This is a genomic window from Salinicola peritrichatus (genome assembly GCF_003206715.1).
GTDB lineage: Bacteria > Pseudomonadota > Gammaproteobacteria > Pseudomonadales > Halomonadaceae > Salinicola > Salinicola peritrichatus.
On record NZ_PZJU01000012.1, the window covers coordinates 78,482 to 98,397 of the forward strand.

The following is a 19,916-nucleotide window of genomic DNA, read 5'->3' on the forward strand; positions in this document are numbered from 1 at the left end:
GATGTTGCCTTCGTTTCGTGGCGTCACCGTTTCTGGCATCAATTTCGAGGGGCGCTGTCTCGTGGCCGTGTATGGCCGATCGTCGTGGACGAAACGCCTGTGATCTCATGAGACAAAATGGTTGGACATCTTGTACGTATCAAGCGTTTTGTACAACTTGAATGTAATACGAGAGCGTCGTCAATCATCGTGAACGCGAGATTCGATAATGCCGGCCAAGGCGTCGACAAAGGCCGGGTGCTGGCCTACAGGATCGAGCAAGCGAAGCGTTACCGGCTGCGCCCGCGCGATAGCGTCGAGCTGTCCCGGTACGTCTTCGCGCAGATGGCGTCCGGCGGCGAAGAACAACGGGAGCACCTCGATTTCGCTGATACCCTGGGCGAGCAGTTCAGCGACGCGGGTTTCTAGCGATGGCTCGCTGAGTTCCATGAAGGCGAGGACGACGGGTTTGTCGACGCGCGGTGCCAAGTCACGTTCCAGGGCTTCGAACGGCGCGCGCCAGCGCGCATCGCTGGAGCCGTGAGCCAGCAGAATCATGGCGGACTGTGTCATGCTGCCTCCTGAGGGAGTTGGTGTCAGCGGGTGGCGTCGGAACGGTAAGCTGGCGGAAGATTTGCCTGGTGCCTGCTATATTAGGTCATTGTATAACATCCGTATAATTGAGGGGCAGCGAACATGCGCCTATTGGTCACAGGAGGCACGGGGTTCGTGGGGAGCCGCCTGGTCGAGCGGGCATTGGCAGCCGGGCATCAGGTTATGGTGGTATCACGTGACCCCGAGCGTGCGGAGAGCAGGCTGCCGGCCGGGATAACGATCCGCGATTCGGTGGCCGAGTTCGCCGGCGACAAGCCCCAGGCGATCGTCAATCTGGCCGGCGAGCCGATCGCCGATCGCCGCTGGAGCGATTCGCAGAAGACGCGGCTGATGGAATCCCGCCGCCATACCACCCGCGAGGTGGTCGCGCTGTGCGAGCAACTGGCGCAGGCGAACGCGGCGCCACGGGCGTTGGTGTCGGGCTCCGCGATGGGCTATTACGGCGAACAGGGCGAGCGCGAGGTGACCGAGCAGACGCCGCCGCACGACGAATTCGCCCATCGACTCTGCGAGATGTGGGAGCGCGAGGCCAAGAAGGCCGAGCCTTTTGGCACGCGGGTGGCCTGCCTGCGTACCGGCCTGGTGCTGGACGCCGGCGGTGGCATGCTGGCCAAGATGCTGCCGGCATTCAAGCTGGGGCTGGGCGGCCGTATCGGCGACGGCCGCCAGTGCATGCCCTGGGTTCATCGCGAGGATCTGGTTGGCGCGATCGAGTTCCTGCTCGATAACGACGCCTTGAACGGCCCGTTCAACGCCTGCGCGCCGCAGCCGGTGACCAATGCCGAATTCACCCGCACGTTGGGGCGGCACCTGCATCGTCCCGCCAGGCTCTGCGTGCCGGCGCCACTGTTGAAGTTCGGTCTGGGCGAGATGTCGCGTCTATTGCTGACCGGCGCCTGCATGCGGCCGCGGCGCCTGCTCGAGGCGGGCTTCACCTTCCGCTATGAAACCCTCGACGAAGCCCTGGCGGCCATCCTGTCACGTTAGTTCTTCCACGTTAGCCGGCTCAGAATCTGTTTACGATCTCGCGAGCTAGAGCCAAACGAGGCGAAAACACTTGAGAAAGCAGAGTTTACGTGGGGTTAAATGAGCATTCCGAAAGTGTTTGACTCGCTTCGCTCGCCCTACGGGCCAGCCTTCGGCTGTTGTCTCCGCTGCGCTCCGGCTCAACAAAGTTTGGCCGACGCGCAGCAGATCGTGAGCAGGTTCTCAGCGCTGCTCGTTATCGACGGTCACTATCACCCGCACGGCATCCAGACGCAGCGTCGCCCCCTCGATCGCCGCATCCAGCGCACGGCGCTCCGAGCGCAGTGCCTCCAGCTCGTCGTCGCGGATAGCGCCGTTGTGCTGTGCCAGTGCCTTGAGCCGGGCCAGCTCCACATCCAGGGTATCGCGCATCTGGCACTGGGCCCGTTCCACCAGGGTCGGTAGCTCCCGTTCCGCTTCGCTTTCGCCACGCTTGAGCAGTGATCGCAACTGGTCGTGTCGGGACTTCAGCAATTCCCGGGCCACGCCTTTCTTGACGCGCTGCAGATTGCGCGACAGGCCGCTGAAGGTCACCTTGTCGGAGAGATTGGCGCCGCTTTCGTCGAGCAGTACGCGAATTCCGCTATCCGGCAGGAAGCGGCCCACATGCAGCCGTTTGGGGGCCGGGCAGTGGGTACGGAAGATCAGCTCCAGCATCAGCCGCCCACCGGGAATGCTGGGGTGTTTCAGCAGGGCGAGTGCGGTGTTGCCGAGGCTCGAGTCGAGCACGCGCTCGAGCAGCGCACCCACCAGCGGGTGCTCCCAGGAGAGCCGCTGAATGTCGTCCCGCGCCAGCGCGCGCGAGCGGGAGTAGGTGGCGGTGAAGCCTTCGTCGCCCTGGGCCAGTCCCGGCAGGCTATCGAGCATGTGCGAGCCGGGGGCGAGGTGCATTAGGCCGTTGCCGAGATCGCGGCTGTCGACGCCGAAAATGTCGAGCGCCTGATCGACATAGCGCGGCAGCGCGGGGTCGTTGTCCTGCTCCACCACCGCGCTGACCACGGCATCGGCGCGCTCCGGGCGGCAGGCATTCCATTCCAGCAGGCGATTGCGCCCGGCCTCGCGCTCCGCCAGGCGCGCGTCGTTGAAGGTGCGGGTCTCCTCGATCAGGGTGTCGAGGCCGCCGTTTCTATCAAAACAGTCGTCGTCGAGGCTCTCCAGCAGGGCGTCGCTGAACGCCGTGAGCACGTCGCCGCCGGCGGCATGCGGCGTGGTGAAGGCGTCGAGGCCGTCACGGTACCAGCGCAACAGCGTGGCGCCGGGGCTCCGATCGATCACCGGCACATGGATATCGATAGGGTGCAGTTGGCCAATGCGATCGAGACGGCCGATGCGCTGTTCGAGCAGGTCCGGATGCCACGGCAGGTCGAACATCACCAAGTGATGGCAGAACTGGAAGTTACGTCCCTCGGAGCCGATCTCGGAGCAGATCAGCACCTGGCAGCCGCCCTCGTCATCGGCGAAGGCGGCAGCGGCACGATCGCGCTCGACCAGGCTCATCTCCTCATGGAACACCGGTGCCTGAATGCCGGCCCGCACGCGTAGCGCTTCGGCCAGATCGATGGCGGTCTGGCGCCAGTGAGCGATCACCAGCACCTTGGTCTGGCGGCCGAGCGTCTCGAGCCGTTCGAGCAACCACTCGACGCGAGGATCGATCCGCCACCAGGGCGTCTCGCTCTGCAAGGCGTCGTCGTGAACGGCGCGATAGGCGGCCTCGGGGTAAAGGCGGGCGTCGCGGGTGCCGAGCTCGGCGGCGGTGAGGCGGGCGGCGAAGTGGTCGTTGCCGTCGCGCAGCTCATCGAACTGGCTCCGATAAGTCTCCGGCATCGGCAGGGAGTCGACGTGTAGATGCCGCTCCGGAAAACCGCCGACATGACGCCGGCTGTTGCGGAACATCACGCGTCCGGTGCCGTGGCGATCGAGCAGCTGTTCGCGTAGCTGACGACGAGCGCTCTCCCGCTGCGAGTCGTTGCTTTCCGGGTCGAGCAGGGTCTCCAGCAGCGCGCGGCTGTCGCTGTCGTCGACCACCGTGCCGAGGCGGTCACGATCCGCAGCGTCACCCGGCAGGCGCTCGAGCGCATCGATGGCCTCGGCCACCGCCGCATAGCCGGCCTCTTCTTCGCGAAAGCGCTCGAGGTCCTGGTAGCGGTCCGGGTCGAGCAGACGCAGGCGGGCGAAGTGGCTCTCCAGTCCCATCTGCTCGGGGGTGGCGGTCAGCAGCAGCAGTCCGTCGATGCGCCGGGCCAGTCGCTCGACACAGCTATAACCGGGTCCTTGCGCCTGCGGCGTCCAGTCGAGGTGGTGCGCTTCGTCGACGATCAGCAGGTCCCATTGGCAGGATTCGGCCTGGCGCTGGCGGTGCGGGTTGGCAAACAGCCACTGCTGGCTGGCGAGGATGCACTGGCCACTGTCGAAGGGATTGTCGTCGTCACTGTTTCCACCCCAGGCCTCGCTCTGGGCTTCGTCCAGCAGCGTTACCGACAGCGAGAAGCGGCGCAGCAGCTCGATCAGCCACTGGTGCGTGAGGCTGGCGGGAACCAGGATCAGCGCGCGGCTGGCGCGACCGGTGAGCAGCAGGCGATGGAGGATCAGCCCGGCCTCGATGGTCTTGCCGAGTCCCACTTCGTCGGCGAGCAATACACGAGGCGCATGGCGGCGCGAGACCTCGTCGGCGATATAGAGCTGATGCGGGATGAGGTCGATGCGCGGCCCCGCGAGACCGAGTGCCGGGCTGCGGGCGATACGCTGGTGATGATGCAGTGAGCGGAAACGCAGCTCGAACCAGTCGTTGCGATCGACCTGGCCGGTGAGCAGGCGATCCTGGGCCTGGTGGAAGCGCATGCTGTCGGAGAGCTTGGCCTCGTCGAGAACCACCGGCTCGCCATCGTCGGTTTCACCGTGATAGATCACGCATCCGTCGCGTTCCTCGACCCGCCGCACCGTCAGTTGCTGACCGTCGGCAGCATCGATGCGATCACCCTCGGCGAAGACCACGCGGGTCAGCGGGGCCTGGCGTACGCTATAGATGCGGGTTTCCTGGCTGGCGGTGAAGAGCACGGTAACGCTGCGGGGGTCGACGCTGAGGATGGTGCCAAGTCCCAGCTCGGTTTCGCCGTCGCTGATCCAACGCTGGCCGGGAGTGAAATCGCTCATGATGCCTCGGTGATGTTGTCGCTGCGGGAACGGATGGGCGTGGCATTCTAGCGTAAAGGGAAGATCGCCTTAAGCGTCGAACGGTTCGGTGTCATTAGAGTCTGTTGCCGTTTCAGCGCGAACCGCGTTGCTGCGCCAAATGGCGCCAGGCCAGGCGCGGGATGCCGAGAAGGGTGGTTCCCTTTTCCAATCCCGCAACGCCGCATGGCGCCATTTGCCGCGCAACCCGAAGGGCCGGGCCAGTTTTTGCACGGTGCTGCGTTATTCGTCGTTCATTTGGAACGACCAAATCACGCTCCTCTCGCCTTGCCCCGCACAAAAACTGGCTCCGGCGCGGCCGTGCACGAAACGGCAACATACCCTATGAATCAGCGTTACACTGCCGGCTCGGCGGGGGAACGAGGGAGGCGTGAATGGCAGCACTGGGCAGCAACGGCGACGGCTTGCGGCGGCTGGCGATTGCCAGTCAGGCGACGGGATTCATCTTGATCATCGTCCTGGAAACCTGGCTGGGCGATAGCGCGAGACCCTGGCAGGGCGTGACTCTGGCGTTGATGTTGACGGCAGCCGCCTGGCTGGCGCTGGTACGCCGCTACCGGCGCAACAAGCAGCGCCGGCGAGAGATCGAGTCCGCCGACGATACGTGATCGAGTCCGCCGACTATTGGGACTCGAGGACCGGCGAGCACTGCTCGAGTGTCTTGGCCAGTTTGGGCGGGCGGCTGTCCTCGCTTTCGCCGGGGTCGTGCTCGCGCTGCATCTTGCGTACCTCGGCGGCACTGAATCGCGCCTGGAGCGCCTTGGTGGCGCATTCGCAGTAACGCTCGACCTTGGGGCCTTCGATACCGGTGGCGGTGATATTGGCGCGACACTGTGCCTGGGAGGTCTCGATCTCCTTGGCGGACCATGGGATCGGTTGCTCCTCGGCTTGCTGTTTCTCGGTTTCCTGGGCTTGCGCGGAGAATGCCACGAGAGAAAGCGCCGCGAGAGAGAAGGCGAGGCTGAGCGTGGTCAAGCGGGGTGACAAGAACATGGTGATTCTCCCTGAGGGCCGATCTCCGGTGAGGCGCTCATGGAGAACGCGGGTGCCGGAGGGCGATGCGTGACTCTCTTCTACTCTAGAGGCCCCTCGCTCGGCTGCCCATTGAACCTAAGGTGTCATGGTTCCATGGCCGGGATCGATGGGCTCAATGCAACGCGAATCAGCATGAAAAACGCCCGTTAGGCCGGAGCCTGAACGGGCGTTTCGAATACGGTGGTCGGAGTGACAGGATTCGAACCTACGACCTCTGCCTCCCGAAGGCAGCGCTCTACCAAGCTGAGCTACACTCCGATTTCTCTGCTGCCGAGGGCGACTCGACGGAGCTGCATTATACTCATCCCAAGACGCGGCGCAACCTTGATCGCAAAGCCTTTTAGACGTCACGTTCGACGGCGATGCGTGTCAGTGTCTCCATGCTCTCGCGGTAAGGGCTCGGTGGCAGAAGTTCGAGTTGCTGTCTGGCCTTTTCGGCCATCTCCTCGGCGCGTCGACGGGTATATTCGAGCGCGCCGGTATCGCGCACGATCGCAAGCACGTCGTCGAGTCGCGCGAGGCCGCCATCGGTGATCGCCTGGCGAATCAGTGCAGCCTGCTCCGGGCTGCCATGACGCATGGCGTGGATCAACGGCAGGGTCGGTTTGCCTTCGGCCAGATCATCGCCGACGTTCTTGCCCATGGTCTCGGCGTCGCCCTGGTAGTCGAGCAGGTCGTCGATCAGTTGGAAGGCCAGCCCCAGATAGCGGCCGTAGAGCTTGAGTGCGCGCTCCTGCTCGCTGTCGGCCTCGGCCAGGATCGCACCGCTGTGGGAGGCGGCCTCGAACAGCATCGCGGTCTTGCCCTGGATGGTGTCGAAGTAGTCCGACTCCTCGATGTCGGCGTTGCCGATATTGGTCAGTTGCTGGACTTCGCCCTCGGCGATCACGCAGGTGGCGCTGGAAAGCACCTGCATGATACGCATCGAGCCCACCTCGACCATCATCTGGAACGAGCGTGAATAGAGGAAATCGCCGACCAGCACCGAAGGTGCGTTGCCCCAGGTGTCGTTGGCGGTCGGTTTGCCACGGCGCCGGTTCGACTCGTCGACCACGTCGTCGTGCAACAGCGTCGAGGTGTGCATGAACTCGATCAGCGTGGCCAGCGTGACATGCTTGTCGCCACGATAATCGAGCGCGCGCGCGGCGAGCAGCACGAGTAGCGGACGCAGGCGTTTGCCACCGCTTTCGATGATGTACTGGCCGATGGTCTCGACCAGAGGGATTCGCGACGCCAATTGATTGAGGATCGTGCGATTGACGGCGGCGAAGTCCTCAGCCACCGATGCATGGATGGATGCAGCGTTGGATTGCATGGTCGGCTTGTCAGTGAATCGGATGGGGCTTGAGTAGGGCCGCTCGAAGCCGGCCATGGCTGTAGACCGAGACCGAGAGAGGCGGTGTGAGTCGCTATGCTAGGTGGCGCCCCCGGGTGCGTCAAGCAACGCCAGGCCCGGCATGCCGCGTTTGGCTTGCCTCGCGCAGGCGCAGTCGCTATAATCCGCGACCCAACTCGTCATGCTCCCTGTCAGATGGTTGCCGGAAGGGGCACCACTCGCCGCAGGTCGACAAAGAGCGCCGATCCCCGATGAGTTGGCCCAGATGAGTGCCCGGAGAGTATTATGTACGCTGTAATCAAGAGCGGCGGTAAGCAATACCGCGTGCAGGAAGGTCAGACACTCAAGCTGGAGAAGCTTGAGATCGCGACCGGTGAAACCCTGGAGTTCGACCAGGTTCTGCTGGTTGCCGACGGCGACGACATCAAGGTCGGCGCGCCGTTGGTCGACGGTGCCAAGGTGGCTGCGGAAATCGTCTCCCACGGTCGTGGCGACAAGGTGCAGATCATCAAGTTCCGTCGCCGCAAGCACCACATGAAGCGTCAGGGCCACCGTCAGTGGTTCACTGAAGTCAAGATCACTGGGATTTCCGCCTAAGCGCGGGATATTCCTCCCCAGAGAGAGGTATTAACCATGGCTCACAAGAAGGCCGCCGGTAGTACGCGTAACGGTCGCGATTCCGAATCCAAACGCCTGGGTGTCAAGCTGTTCGGTGGACAGAAGGCTACGGCCGGTAACATCATCGTTCGTCAGCGTGGCACCAAGTTCCATCCGGGAACCGGCGTGGGTATCGGCAAGGACCACACGCTGTTTGCGCTCAACGACGGCGTGATCAAGTTCGAGCAGAAAGGCCCAAAGAACCGCAAGTTCGTGAGCGTGGTCTCCGCCTGAGACTTCACGAACACTGGTTGAAAAAGCCCCGCCCAGGCGGGGCTTTTTCGTTTTTGCGGCATTATCTTGCAGCATCCATGCGCGCGGCGCCCGCCGCCGGGAGAGTGACATGCAGTTCGTCGACGAAACCTCGATTACCGTCGAAGCCGGCAAGGGCGGCAATGGCTGTCTCAGCTTCCGGCGTGAAAAGTTCGTGCCCAGGGGCGGCCCCGATGGCGGTGATGGCGGCCATGGCGGCAGCGTCTACCTGATCGGCGATGAATCGCTGAACACCTTGATCGACTTCAAGTATCAGCGCTTCTACAAGGCGCAGAACGGTCAGCCCGGCCAGGGCCGCCAGATGAGCGGCAAGGCCGGCGACGATCTTCACGTCAAGGTGCCGGTCGGCACCACGGTGATCGACGAGGATACGCTCGAAGTGATCGCCGACGTCACTGCGGAAGGGCAAGTGGTGCTGGTCGCCCAGGGCGGGCGGCGCGGGCTCGGCAACATCCATTTCAAGTCCTCGACCAATCGCGCGCCGCGGCGGACCACGCCGGGCACCGAGGGCGAGCGGCGCAAGCTACGCCTGGAGATGAAGGTGATGGCCGATGTCGGCCTGCTGGGCATGCCCAATGCCGGCAAGTCGACGCTGATCCGTGCGGTCTCGGCGGCCAAGCCCAAGGTCGCCGACTATCCCTTCACCACGCTGGTGCCCAACCTCGGGGTGGTCAAGCTCGGCACCCATGAGCACTTCGTCATGGCCGACGTGCCCGGGTTGATCGAAGGCGCTTCCGATGGCGCCGGTCTCGGCCTGCGCTTTCTCAAGCACCTGACCCGCACGCGACTGTTGCTGCACGTGGTCGATGCCGCGCCGTTCGACGAGTCCGACCCGGTCGAAGCCGTGCGGGCGATCGCCGGCGAGCTGGAACGCTTCTCGCCGACATTGGCCGAGCTGCCGCGCTGGCTGGTGATCAACAAGCTGGACCTGCTGCCGGAAGACGAGCGCGAGGCGCGCGTCGCCGACATCGTTTCACGGCTCGGCTGGGGCGGTCCGGTGTTCCGGATCGCGGCCATCGCCGGCGAGGGTACCGATGAGCTCGTCCAGGCGGCCTATCGGTGGCTCACCGAGCAGCGTCGGCTCGAACACGAGGACGAGGAGGCGGCCGAGCGCGAGCGTGAGATGCGGGCCCGCATGGAGGCCGAATCGGTGGCGCGGGTCGAAGCGCACCAGGCGCGTTTGCGAGTCAAGCGCGGCGAAGTGAACGACGATGACGACTTCGATGATGACGACTATGACGTCGAGGTCGAATACACCCGCTGAAGGCAACGTGAACGGCAGAGCCGCCCGAACCCGGTCGGGGTCCAGGAGTGGTCAGGTGGCGGTGAGCGAGGGAGAGTGGAAATGACGGCGGATCGGCAATCGGGGCGTCAGGTGCTGAAAGACGCGCGGCGGGTCGTGGTCAAGATCGGCAGTGCGCTCTTGACCAACGACGGTCGCGGGCTCGACGAGGCGGCGATCGGTGGCTGGGTCGACCAGATGGCCGAGCTGCACCGCCGTGGCATCGAAGTGGTGCTGGTCTCCTCGGGCTCGATTGCCGAAGGCATGGTGCGACTCGGCTGGCACACCCGCCCGAGCGCCGTGCATGAACTGCAGGCCGCCGCCGCGGTAGGGCAGAGCGGGCTTTCGCAGTGTTACGAAACCCATTTTGCCCGCCATGGCCTGCGCAGCGCCCAGGTGCTGCTGACTCACGATGACCTCTCCAACCGCAAGCGCTATCTCAACGCGCGTTCGGCGCTGCGCACGCTGGTCCAGCTCGGTGTGGTCCCGGTGATCAACGAGAACGATACCGTGGTCACCGACGAGATCCGCTTCGGCGACAACGACACCCTGGGCGCGCTGGTCGCCAACCTGCTCGAGGCCGATGCGCTGTTGATCCTGACCGATCAGGAGGGGCTTTTCGATGCCGATCCACGCCAGCATCCCGCAGCCAAACTGATCGGCGAGGGCAAAGCCGACGACCCGGCCCTGGATGCGGTGGCCGGTGGTGGTGGCGTGTTGGGGCGCGGCGGCATGGCGACCAAGCTGCGGGCGGCGCGGCTGGCCGCGCGTTCGGGAGCCGTGACGGCGATCGCCAGTGGGCGCCAGCCGCAGGTGCTGATCCGGTTGCTCGAGGGCGAGTCGCTGGGAACATTGCTGCGTCCCGATCACGCGCCGTTGGCGGCGCGCAAGCGCTGGCTTGCCGGCCAGTTGCAAGTCCGTGGCACGCTGACGCTGGACCCCGGCGCGGTGAGGGTGTTGCGCTCGCAGGGGTCGAGCCTGCTGCCGGTCGGCGTCAAGCAGGTGCAGGGCGCGTTCAAGCGTGGCGACATGGTGGTCTGCGTCGACGAGCAGGGCGCGCGCGTGGCCAAGGGGCTGATCAACTATTCGAGTGTCGATGCCGCCCGGCTCGTGGGGCAGCCGAGCCAGCGGATCGCCGAAATCCTGGGTTACATGGAAGCGCCGGAACTGATTCATCGCGACAACCTCGTGGTGCTGTGAGAATGCATTGGCCCGAGGCCCGCGCATGGCGGTTTGTGTCGTCTTTCCGGGGAGAAATGGATCAACCGGTCGCTAGTATCGGCTGCAAAGGCTGTGATAGAATCCCGCATCCTCTCAGACATGGCCCGTGAAGACTGTCCTTGAACGGCAGTCGTTGCGACCCGAGGCGCGTGCGGTTCGGGCGTGACTTGAACATTTGGCCGAATCATTCAGGGCTGGCCTGAAGCGGTTTCGAGTGGCCCTGGTGATTTAACTTACAGAATTGACTGTCAACATCTCCAAGGAGTCGACGGTGGCGAATACCAAGCAGGCGCGCAAGCGCGCACGTCAGGCGGAAGACCGCCGCAAGCACAACGCAAGTCAGCGTTCCATGGTGCGTACCTACATCAAGCGCGTGATCAAGGCCATTCAGGCTGGCGATCAGACTCAGGCGAACGCCGAGTTCAAGGCGGCTCAGCCGGTCATCGACCGCATCGCCGACAAGGACACCCTCTCCAAGAAGAAGGCGGCGCGTATCAAGAGTCGCTTGAACAAGCGAATTAAGGCGCTGGCTGCCTAAGCCGGACGCGCTTGACGAAAAACCGGCTTCGGCCGGTTTTTTTGTGGCCGCCTTCCCTGGCGGCCATCCTGCGGACCATCACTGGCGTGATGTCCAAAATCCCTCCTGGGGATTTAGTGTGGCCGCCTTCCCTGGCGGCCATCCTGCGGACCATCACTGCGTGATGTCCAAAATCCCTCCTGGGGATTTAGTGTGGTCGCCTTCCCTGGCGGCCATCCTGCGGACCGCAGTCGGCACGATGACCAAAATCCCTACCGGGTTTGGTTGCAGCCGGCATTTCGATAGAAGAGCCTGACGGATCAGCAGCGTGAGCGACGGAAGCATGAGCGACCAACCAACCTCATCGGCGAACGAGCCGGGCGCGCAAGCGACTGCGGCCGAGCCGGCGACGCTGCCATCGCGTGGCGGACTGTTGCGCTCGGGGCTGGTGGTCAGCACGATGACCTTGCTGTCGCGTGTCCTGGGCCTGCTGCGGGACGTGGTGATCGCCGCACTGCTCGGCGCCGGTAGCGGTGCGGACGCCTTCTTCGTCGCCTTCAAGATTCCCAACTTCATGCGCCGGCTGTTCGCCGAGGGGGCGTTCAACCAGGCCTTCGTGCCGGTGTTGTCGGAATACGCCACCCAGCGCACCCGCGCCGAAGTGCGCGAGCTGCTCGATGCGGTCTCCGGCGGCCTGAGTGTCGTGCTGGCGCTGATCACGGCACTGGCGATCGTCGCCGCACCCTGGCTGGCATGGCTGTTCGCGCCCGGTTTCAAGGCCGATCCCGGTAAGCTGGCGCTGACTGCCGAGATGCTGCGGCTGACGTTCCCCTACCTGCTGCTGATCTCGTTGACGGCGTTCGCTGGCAGCGTGCTCAATACCTGGGAGCGCTTCGCGATTCCGGCATTCACGCCGGTACTGCTCAATCTCTGCCTGATCGGCTCGGCACTGTGGCTGACCCCGCTGATGAGCGATCCGGCGTTGGGCCTCGCCTGGGGTGTACTGATTGCCGGCGCCGCCCAGTTGCTGTTCCAGTTGCCGTTTCTGGCCCGGCTGGGGCTGACGCCACGGCCGTGGCCGCGCTTCCGGCATCCCGGTGTGAGACGCATCCTGCGCCTGATGGTGCCGGCGCTGTTCGGCGTCTCGGTGTCGCAGATCAATCTGCTGCTGGATACCGTGCTGGCGTCGTTCCTGGTCTCCGGCAGCGTCTCCTGGCTCTACTATTCCGACCGCCTGGTGGAGTTGCCGCTGGGCGTGTTCGGGATCGCCATCGCCACGGTGATCTTGCCGGCGCTCTCCAAGCGCCACGCGGAACAGTCGAGCGAGCATTTCGCACGCATGCTCGACTGGGCGTTGCGCATGGTGCTGCTGATCGGCCTGCCGGCGGCACTGGCGTTGATCCTGCTGGCCGAGCCGCTGCTGGTCAGCCTGTTTCACTACGGCGCGATGACCGACCACGACGTGGTGATGGCCGCGCGAAGCCTGCGTGCCTATGCTTTGGGCCTTTTGGCCTTCATGCTGATCAAGGTGCTGGCGCCGGGCTATTTCGCCCGCCAGGACACCAAGACGCCGGTCAAGATCGGCATCGTGGCGATGTTCGCCAACATGGCGCTGAATCTGGCGCTGATCGTGCCCTTGGCCCACGCCGGCCTGGCGCTGGCCACGGCACTGTCGGCGTTCCTCAACGCCGGCCTGCTTGGCTTCGGTCTGCGCAGGCAGGGCGTGCTGCGGTTTCAGCCGGGCTGGGGACGCTATGCGGTCCAGGTGGTGGGCGGTTGTCTGCTGATGGGGGCGGGACTATGGTGGCTCACCCCCGATTGGCATCTCTGGGTCGCCTGGGGAGCGCCGCGGCGAGTCGCTATATTGCTGGCGCTGGTGATCGGCGGAGCGGCAGCTTATTTCATTTGGCTGGCCTTGAGTGGCGTGCGCTTGAGACACTTCCGCTTGCGTGGCTGAGCACGGCTGATAGGGGAAAGTCCCTTGGTTATAATGAGACCCTTTGCCATGGCAGCGTGGCTTGCGCTGAAACGGGAACAGACCCTATGGAACTGATCCGAGGCCTGCACAATCTGCCCCCCCAGGGTGCTTCGCGTGGGTGCGTGGCCACCATCGGCAACTTCGACGGCGTGCACCTCGGCCATCAGGCGATTCTGGAGCAGCTGAAGGCGCTCTCGCAGGCGCTGGCGTTGCCGCTGACGGTGGTGATCTTCGAGCCTCAGCCGCGGGAATACTTCGCCGGCGATCAAGCGCCGCCGAGATTGACGCGTCTGCGCGACAAGGTCGCGTTGCTGGCTGCCTACGGCGCCGATCGGATCCTCTGCCTGCCGTTCAACGACGCCTTGCGCAGCTTGACCGCCCGGCAGTTCATCGAGCGCGTGCTGATCGATGGGCTGCGGGTACGCCATCTGGTGGTCGGCGACGATTTCCGCTTCGGCTGCGACCGTGCCGGTGACTTCACGCTGCTGCAGGCGGTCGGTCGCGAGCGGGGTTTCGCCGTCGAGCACACGCGCACGTTCACCCTCGACGACGAGCGGGTCTCGAGCACTCGCGTACGCACGCTGCTGGCCAGCGGCAACTTCTTCCAGGCCGCGCGGATGCTCGGGCGGCCCTACGCCTACAAGGGTCGCGTGGTGCGTGATCGTCAGTTGGGCCGTACCATCGGCGTGCCCACTGCCAACATTCCGTTGACGCGGCGGCCGCTGGCGTTGCGCGGTGTGTTCGCCTGTGCCGTGCGATTGCCCGATAGTAAGCGGGATAAGGGCGAGTGGAACCCGGGCGAGTGGGCCCGTGGCGTGGCCAACATCGGTTGGCGGCCCACCGTCGGCGCCGAGCGGCCGATGCTTGAAGTGCACCTGCTCGATCGCGAGCTCGATCTCTACGGCCAGTCGTTGACGGTGGTGCCCTGCGCGCGGCTGCGCGGCGAGATCAAGTTCGACGATTTCAACGCCCTGGTGGCCCAGATTCATCGCGATCTCGACAATGCCCGGCGCTATTTCCCCCGGGCGGCGGAGACCGCGGCCAGCGGCCGTGTCGCTTGCGAGGCCATCGGTCTCGATGCCGTGACGCTGCCGCAGGCGGAGTTTCCCCTGGCATCGGCGCCGCTGCCGCCCGAAACCTCGAATGCCGGCGCCCACGCGGGCCCGGCGTCCAGCGATACCCAAGATGACTGAAACAGCCTTGAGCGCCCTGAATACAGCCCTGAGCGATCTGATAATAGCCCTGAGCGCCCTGAATACAGCCCTGAGCGGACCGAAAAAGCCATGAGCGACTACAAGCACACTCTGAACCTGCCATCGACCGACTTCCCCATGCGCGGCAACCTGCCGTCGCGGGAGCCGGCGCGAATTGCGCAGTGGAATGACATGAACCTCTACGCCAAGTTGCGCGAGGCGCGTCGTGGCCGTGAGCGGTTCGTGCTGCATGACGGCCCGCCATACGCCAATGGCAGCATTCATATCGGGCATGCGGTCAACAAGCTGCTCAAGGACTTCATCGTCAAGTCGAAGAGCCTGGCCGGCTTCGACGCGCCCTACGTGCCGGGCTGGGACTGCCATGGCCTGCCGATCGAGCACAAGGTCGAGACCACCCACGGCAAGCATCTGCTGGCCGACGAAGCCCGCGCGCTGTGTCGTGAATATGCAGCGGCCCAGGTCGAGGTGCAGAAGGAAGGTTTCGTACGCCTCGGTGTCCAGGGCGATTGGGACAATCCCTACCTGACCATGAACTTCGTCAACGAGGCGGGCGAGATTCGCGCGCTGGCCGAAATGGTCAAGGGCGGCTATGTGTTCAAGGGCCTGAAGCCGGTCAACTGGTGCTTCGATTGTGGCTCGGCCCTGGCCGAGGCGGAAGTCGAATATCAGGACAAGCAATCCGACGCCATCGATGTCGCTTTCCCCAGCGTCGACGAGGCCAGGCTGGCCGCGGCCTTCGGCCTCGATGCGCTACCCAAGCCGGCGGCGGCGGTGATCTGGACCACCACGCCCTGGACCATTCCCGCCAACCAGGCGCTGAACGTCCATCCCGACTTTACCTATGCGCTGGTCGATACCGGCGAACGTTTGCTGCTGCTGGCCGAGGAGCTGGTCGAATCGAGCCTCGCGCGCTTCGGCCTGGAAGGCGAGATCATCGCCACCGCGCCCGGCGCGGCGCTGGAGCTTCTCGAATTCCGCCATCCGCTGGCCGAGCTCGATGCCGGTTACGACCGGCGCGCTCCGCTGTACATCGCCGATTACGTCGAGCTGGGGGCAGGCACGGGGATTGTTCATTCGGCGCCGGCCTATGGCGAGGACGACTTCGTCTCCTGTCGTCGCTATGGCATGAGCTTCGACGAGATTCTCAACCCGGTGCAGAGCAACGGCGTCTACGCCGACGACCTGCCGCTGTTTGGTGGCCAGATGATCTGGAAGGCCAACCCTCGGATCGTCGCCAGGCTGGAAGAGGCCGGGGCGCTGATGGCGCACGAGAAGATCAGCCACAGTTATATGCACTGCTGGCGCCACAAGACGCCGGTGATCTACCGCGCCACGGCGCAGTGGTTCGTCGGCATGGATATCGAAGGTGCCGACGGCAGGACGCTGCGCGACAAGGCGCTGGCCGGTGTCGAGGCCACCGACTTCATTCCCGCCTGGGGCAAGGCGCGGCTGCATTCGATGATCGCCAACCGTCCCGACTGGTGCATCTCGCGCCAGCGCAACTGGGGCGTGCCGATTCCGTTCTTCCTGCACAAGGCCAGCGGCGAGCTGCATCCGCGTACCGTCGAGTTGATGGAGGATGTGGCCAAGCGCGTCGAGCAGGAAGGTATCGAGGCCTGGTTCCGGCTCGACCCGAGCGAACTGCTGGGCGACGAGGCGGCGGATTACGAAAAAGTCACCGATACCCTCGATGTCTGGTTCGACTCCGGCACCACCCACTGGCACGTGCTGCGCGGCTCGCATCCGCTCGGCCACGACCAGGGCCCGCGTGCGGACATCTACCTCGAAGGCTCCGATCAGCATCGCGGCTGGTTCCACTCGTCGCTGCTGACCGGCTGCGCGATCGACGGCCACGCGCCCTACAAGGCGCTGCTGACCCACGGTTTCACCGTCGACGAGAAGGGCCGCAAGATGTCCAAGTCGCTGGGCAACGTGGTCGCGCCGCAGCAGGTGATGGACAAGCTCGGCGCCGACATCCTGCGCCTGTGGGTGGCCTCCACCGACTACTCCGGCGAGATGGCGGTCTCCGACGAGATCCTCAAGCGCACCGCCGACGTCTACCGGCGCATCCGTAACACCTCGCGTTTTCTGCTCGCCAACCTGAGCGGCTTCGATCCGGCCAGCCATGCCGTCGCGTTCGACGACATGCTGGCGCTGGACCGCTGGGCGGTGGATCGCGCCGCGTTGCTGCAGGAGCGTATCCGGCAAGCCTATGCCGACTACCGCTTCCGCGATGTCTATCAGCAGGTCCACGACTTCTGCGCGCGGGACATGGGCGGCTTCTACCTCGACATCATCAAGGATCGCCAGTACACCACCCAGGCCGACTCGCTGGCGCGGCGCAGCTGCCAGACCGCGCTCTATCACATCGTCGAGGCGCTTGCGCGCTGGGTGGCGCCGATCCTGTCGTTCACCGGCGAGGAAATCTACGAGAACATCCCCGGTCAACGAGCCGAGAGCGTGCTGCTCGAGACCTATTACCAAGGGCTCGCCACGCTGCCGGAAGATGCGCCGATGGGGCGCCAGTTCTGGGAGCGGGTGATGGCGGTCAAGCAGGCGGTCAACAAGCAGCTGGAAGACGCACGCAACGCCGGCGTCATCAAGGGTTCGCTGGACAGCGAAATCATGCTCTACGTCGACGGGGAACTGCACGCGCTGTTGGCGCAGCTCGAAGATGAGCTGCGCTTCGTGCTGATCACCTCGGAAGCGACATTGGCGCCGCTCAGCGAAGGTATCGACGCCAACGCCACCGAACTCGACGGCCTCATGGTCACCGTGCGCATGAGCCCTCACGAGAAAGACGAACGCAGTTGGGAACGCCGCCCCGACGTGGGAACGCATCCCGATCATCCGACGTTGTCGGCGCGCTCGATCGCTAATCTGCCGGATGGCCCGGGAGAGGTACGCCGCTTTGCCTGATGCTCCTTCGTCCCGAGCGGCGGTGCGCATGCATCGCCCGTTGCGCTGGCTGTGGCTGTCGCTGGCGGTGGTTGTGCTCGATCTCGGCGTCAAGGCGCTGGCTTCGGCGCATCTCGAATACGGGCGTCCGCTCGAAGTGCTGCCGGTCTTCAATCTGACGCTGCTGCACAATACCGGCGCGGCGTTCAGCTTCCTGGCCGAGCACGCCGGCTGGCAGCGCTGGCTGTTCGCGCTCATCGCGATCGGCGCCAGCATCGGCCTGACGCTGTGGCTGTCGCGATTGAAGCGCGGCGAAACGTTGACCGCGATCTCGCTGACGCTGGTGATCGGCGGCGCCATCGGCAATCTCTACGACCGTCTGGCACACGGCTATGTGGTCGACTACCTGTCGTTCCATTGGGGACCCTACTATTATCCAGCATTCAATCTGGCCGATACCGCGATCACGCTGGGAGCCATCGGGCTGATCCTGTCGTCGCTGTTCGATTCGCGCCGGACCAGGGCGTCCCGCGCTTCCAGCGAGAACAAATCTTCTTCAACCAGGGGTGACTCATGAACGAGAGCGACCATCGCGGCGGGAACGACTACCGTATCGACGACGGCATGGAAGTCACGCTGCACTTCACGGTGAAGCTGGAAGACGGCGAAGTGGTCGATTCCACCCGCGACAAGCAACCGGCCACCTTTCAGCTCGGTGACGGCAACCTGCCGCCGGGCTTCGAGGCACCGCTGAAAGGGCTGGGTGCGGGAGAGCAGGCCAGCTATACCATCTCGCCCGAGCACGCTTTCGGCCAGCACAATCCGCAGAACGTGCAGCGGCTCTCCCGCGATGCGTTCGACGAGGAGGTCGAGCCCGGCACGGTGATGTCGTTCGCCGACCCCGCCGGCGGGGAACTGCCGGGCGTCATCGCCAGCGTCGACGAGCGCCATGTCGAGGTCGACTTCAATCACCCGCTGGCAGGGCGTACCCTGACGTTCGAGGTCGAGATCATCGACGTGCATCCGGCAACCACACACTAGGCTTTGTACGAAAACTGCCTGCGCTCGCCGACTTTTCATACGAAGCCCAAGCATTACCAAGCGCGAGGTTTCCATGACCGAGGCATCCATGACCAAGGCTCCCATGCAGATCAGGCTGGCCAATCCCCGCGGTTTCTGCGCCGGTGTCGATCGCGCCATCGATATCGTCAATCGCGCGCTGGATGTCTTCGGGCCGCCCATCTATGTCCGCCACGAGGTCGTGCACAACCGCTTCGTGGTGGACAGTCTGCGCGAACGCGGAGCGATCTTCGTCGAGGAGCTCGACGAGGTGCCCGACGACGTCATCGTGATCTTCTCCGCCCATGGCGTTTCCCGTGCCGTGCAGCTGGAAGCCGAGCGGCGCGGGCTCAAGATCTTCGATGCCACCTGCCCGCTGGTGACCAAGGTGCACATGGAAGTGCTGCGCTACGCCAAGCGCGGTCAGGAGTGCATTCTGATCGGCCATGCCGGCCACCCGGAGGTCGAGGGCACCATGGGGCGCTACGACGACAGCCATGGCGGATCGATCTATCTCGTCGAAGACGAGGAAGACGTCGCCGGACTGCCGGTGCGCGATCCCTCGCGACTGGCCTTCGTCACCCAGACGACGCTGTCGATGGACGATACCTCCAGGGTGATCGACGCCCTGCGCGAGCGTTTTCCCGAGATTCAGGGGCCGCGCAAGGACGATATCTGCTATGCCACCCAGAACCGTCAGGACGCGGTACGTGAACTCGCCGCCGGCTCCGATCTGGTGCTGGTGGTCGGCAGCGTCAACAGCTCCAACTCCAATCGCCTGCGCGAACTGTCCGAGCGTGTCGGTACCCCCGCCTATCTGATCGACGATGCCGGGCAGATCGAGCCGAGCTGGCTCGAAGGCATCGGGACCATCGGCATTACCGCCGGTGCCAGTGCGCCGGAAGTGCTGGTCAAGGGCGTGATCGACAAGCTCCAATCGCTGGGTGCCGATGCGCCGCAGGAACTGGACGGCCGCGCCGAAACCGTCACCTTCTCCATGCCCCGCGAACTACGCGAGCGAGTGATTACCAGCGCCAGCTGAGCCGCGCTCTCCGGAGCGGCCTAAATTCCCTTCACGGTTGGTCGATAACGAAGGTTAACTAATGTAACAGACGGCGAGGCCGTCGGTTCTCTTTAGCCTGGAGGGTCGTCCTTGCCGCTCCGCCAAAACGGCTTGTCGCTCATTGAGGTGCTGGTCGCCCTCGTCGTGTTCAGTGTAGGGCTGCTGGGCACCGCGCGGCTCCTGGTACAGCAGAATCAGCTGGGGCAGGAATCCGGCTATCGCGCCATGGCATCGATCATGGCGGAAGATCTGCTTGAGCGGATCAAGCTCGACGCCAGTCGAGCCGGACGCTATCTGGGGGCCTATGAAGCGCAGTCGGAGGCTTCGACGACTGAAGAGGAAGTCCCCGCCGACCTTCAAGACTGGGCAGAGGCATGGTTTGGGCGCCACGCGCTTCCCAGCCCACGTGTCTGTGCCGAGAGACATGAAGAAGTCGTCGTCGTCACTATCGCCTGGCGTGCTCGCTCCGCCCTGACTCCACCTGGCGACCTACCTTCCTGTATCACTGCGCGGACCACGTTGCCGAATCAGCGCTGGGTATCGCTGCACGCCTGGATCGGGAGCGAGTGATATT

At 64.5% G+C, this 19,916-nt stretch carries 18 protein-coding genes and 1 tRNA gene; 14 read left to right on the forward strand and 5 right to left on the reverse strand.

Annotated features, from left to right (window positions below; genetic code table 11):
• Positions 1–180: 180 nt before the first annotated feature.
• Complete coding sequence (locus tag DOM57_RS07215) at positions 181–552, reverse strand: sirohydrochlorin chelatase (protein WP_110648547.1); 372 nt, start codon at positions 550–552, stop codon at positions 181–183.
• 123 nt (positions 553–675) lie between these two features.
• On the opposite strand from DOM57_RS07215, the gene DOM57_RS07220 reads away from it, so the two are divergent.
• Complete coding sequence (locus DOM57_RS07220) at positions 676–1,581, forward strand: TIGR01777 family oxidoreductase (protein WP_110648548.1); 906 nt, start codon at positions 676–678, stop codon at positions 1,579–1,581.
• A gap of 222 nt (positions 1,582–1,803) precedes the next feature.
• On the opposite strand, the gene rapA is transcribed toward DOM57_RS07220, so the two are convergent.
• Positions 1,804–4,770 (reverse strand): RNA polymerase-associated protein RapA, encoded by a 2,967-nt coding sequence (gene rapA, locus DOM57_RS07225; protein ID WP_110648549.1) that lies wholly within the window; start codon positions 4,768–4,770, stop codon positions 1,804–1,806.
• A gap of 413 nt (positions 4,771–5,183) precedes the next feature.
• On the opposite strand from rapA, the gene DOM57_RS07235 reads away from it, so the two are divergent.
• Positions 5,184–5,417 (forward strand): hypothetical protein, encoded by a 234-nt coding sequence (locus tag DOM57_RS07235; RefSeq protein ID WP_110648551.1) that lies wholly within the window; start codon positions 5,184–5,186, stop codon positions 5,415–5,417.
• 13 nt (positions 5,418–5,430) lie between these two features.
• Here the strand turns inward: DOM57_RS07235 and DOM57_RS07240 are convergent, their stop codons facing one another.
• The 3 genes from DOM57_RS07240 to ispB form a co-directional block, all read right to left on the reverse strand.
• On the reverse strand, positions 5,431–5,802 hold the full coding sequence (locus tag DOM57_RS07240; RefSeq protein ID WP_110648552.1) for a hypothetical protein: 372 nt from the start codon (positions 5,800–5,802) through the stop codon (positions 5,431–5,433).
• 223 nt (positions 5,803–6,025) lie between these two features.
• Positions 6,026–6,102: transfer RNA gene (locus DOM57_RS07245), tRNA-Pro, on the reverse strand.
• 82 nt (positions 6,103–6,184) lie between these two features.
• Positions 6,185–7,159, reverse strand: a complete 975-nt coding sequence (gene ispB, locus DOM57_RS07250; RefSeq protein ID WP_110648593.1) for an octaprenyl diphosphate synthase — start codon at positions 7,157–7,159, stop codon at positions 6,185–6,187.
• 306 nt (positions 7,160–7,465) lie between these two features.
• Here ispB and rplU point away from each other — a divergent pair, with 306 nt between their 5' ends.
• The 12 genes from rplU (at position 7,466) to pilV (ending at position 19,912) form a co-directional block, all read left to right on the forward strand.
• Positions 7,466–7,777: a 50S ribosomal protein L21 gene (gene rplU, locus DOM57_RS07255; protein WP_110648553.1), complete on the forward strand. Its 312-nt coding sequence runs from the start codon at positions 7,466–7,468 to the stop codon at positions 7,775–7,777.
• Between the two features lie 36 nt (positions 7,778–7,813).
• Positions 7,814–8,071 carry a 50S ribosomal protein L27 gene (gene rpmA, locus DOM57_RS07260; RefSeq protein ID WP_110648554.1) on the forward strand — a complete coding sequence of 86 codons (258 nt, stop codon included), beginning with the start codon at positions 7,814–7,816 and terminating at the stop codon, positions 8,069–8,071.
• 109 nt (positions 8,072–8,180) lie between these two features.
• Positions 8,181–9,374, forward strand: a complete 1,194-nt coding sequence (cgtA, locus tag DOM57_RS07265) for an Obg family GTPase CgtA (RefSeq protein WP_110648555.1) — start codon at positions 8,181–8,183, stop codon at positions 9,372–9,374.
• An 81-nt stretch (positions 9,375–9,455) separates the two neighbouring features.
• A complete protein-coding gene (proB, locus tag DOM57_RS07270) occupies positions 9,456–10,592 on the forward strand; it encodes a glutamate 5-kinase (RefSeq protein WP_110648556.1) in 1,137 nt (378 codons plus the stop codon).
• A 292-nt stretch (positions 10,593–10,884) separates the two neighbouring features.
• Positions 10,885–11,151, forward strand: coding sequence for a 30S ribosomal protein S20 (rpsT, locus tag DOM57_RS07275; RefSeq protein WP_110648557.1), 267 nt, complete (start codon positions 10,885–10,887; stop codon positions 11,149–11,151).
• 439 nt (positions 11,152–11,590) lie between these two features.
• Positions 11,591–13,087, forward strand: a complete 1,497-nt coding sequence (gene murJ / locus DOM57_RS07280; protein WP_239496145.1) for a murein biosynthesis integral membrane protein MurJ — start codon at positions 11,591–11,593, stop codon at positions 13,085–13,087.
• An 86-nt stretch (positions 13,088–13,173) separates the two neighbouring features.
• The gene (gene ribF, locus DOM57_RS07285) at positions 13,174–14,301 is read left to right on the forward strand and encodes a bifunctional riboflavin kinase/FAD synthetase (protein ID WP_110648559.1); all 1,128 of its coding nucleotides are present in this window, start codon (positions 13,174–13,176) and stop codon (positions 14,299–14,301) included.
• A gap of 90 nt (positions 14,302–14,391) precedes the next feature.
• On the forward strand, positions 14,392–17,241 hold the full coding sequence (gene ileS, locus DOM57_RS07290) for an isoleucine--tRNA ligase (RefSeq protein ID WP_110648560.1): 2,850 nt from the start codon (positions 14,392–14,394) through the stop codon (positions 17,239–17,241).
• Positions 17,242–17,269: 28 nt separating this feature from the next.
• The gene (lspA, locus tag DOM57_RS07295; protein ID WP_110648561.1) at positions 17,270–17,797 is read left to right on the forward strand and encodes a signal peptidase II; all 528 of its coding nucleotides are present in this window, start codon (positions 17,270–17,272) and stop codon (positions 17,795–17,797) included.
• Complete coding sequence (gene fkpB / locus DOM57_RS07300; RefSeq protein WP_110648562.1) at positions 17,794–18,261, forward strand: FKBP-type peptidyl-prolyl cis-trans isomerase; 468 nt, start codon at positions 17,794–17,796, stop codon at positions 18,259–18,261. Before lspA ends, fkpB begins: the two co-directional genes overlap by 4 nt.
• Positions 18,262–18,349: 88 nt before the next feature.
• Positions 18,350–19,321: a 4-hydroxy-3-methylbut-2-enyl diphosphate reductase gene (ispH, locus tag DOM57_RS07305; protein WP_275425959.1), complete on the forward strand. Its 972-nt coding sequence runs from the start codon at positions 18,350–18,352 to the stop codon at positions 19,319–19,321.
• Between the two features lie 111 nt (positions 19,322–19,432).
• Positions 19,433–19,912: a type IV pilus modification protein PilV gene (gene pilV, locus DOM57_RS07310; protein WP_110648563.1), complete on the forward strand. Its 480-nt coding sequence runs from the start codon at positions 19,433–19,435 to the stop codon at positions 19,910–19,912.
• Positions 19,913–19,916 lie beyond the last annotated feature (4 nt).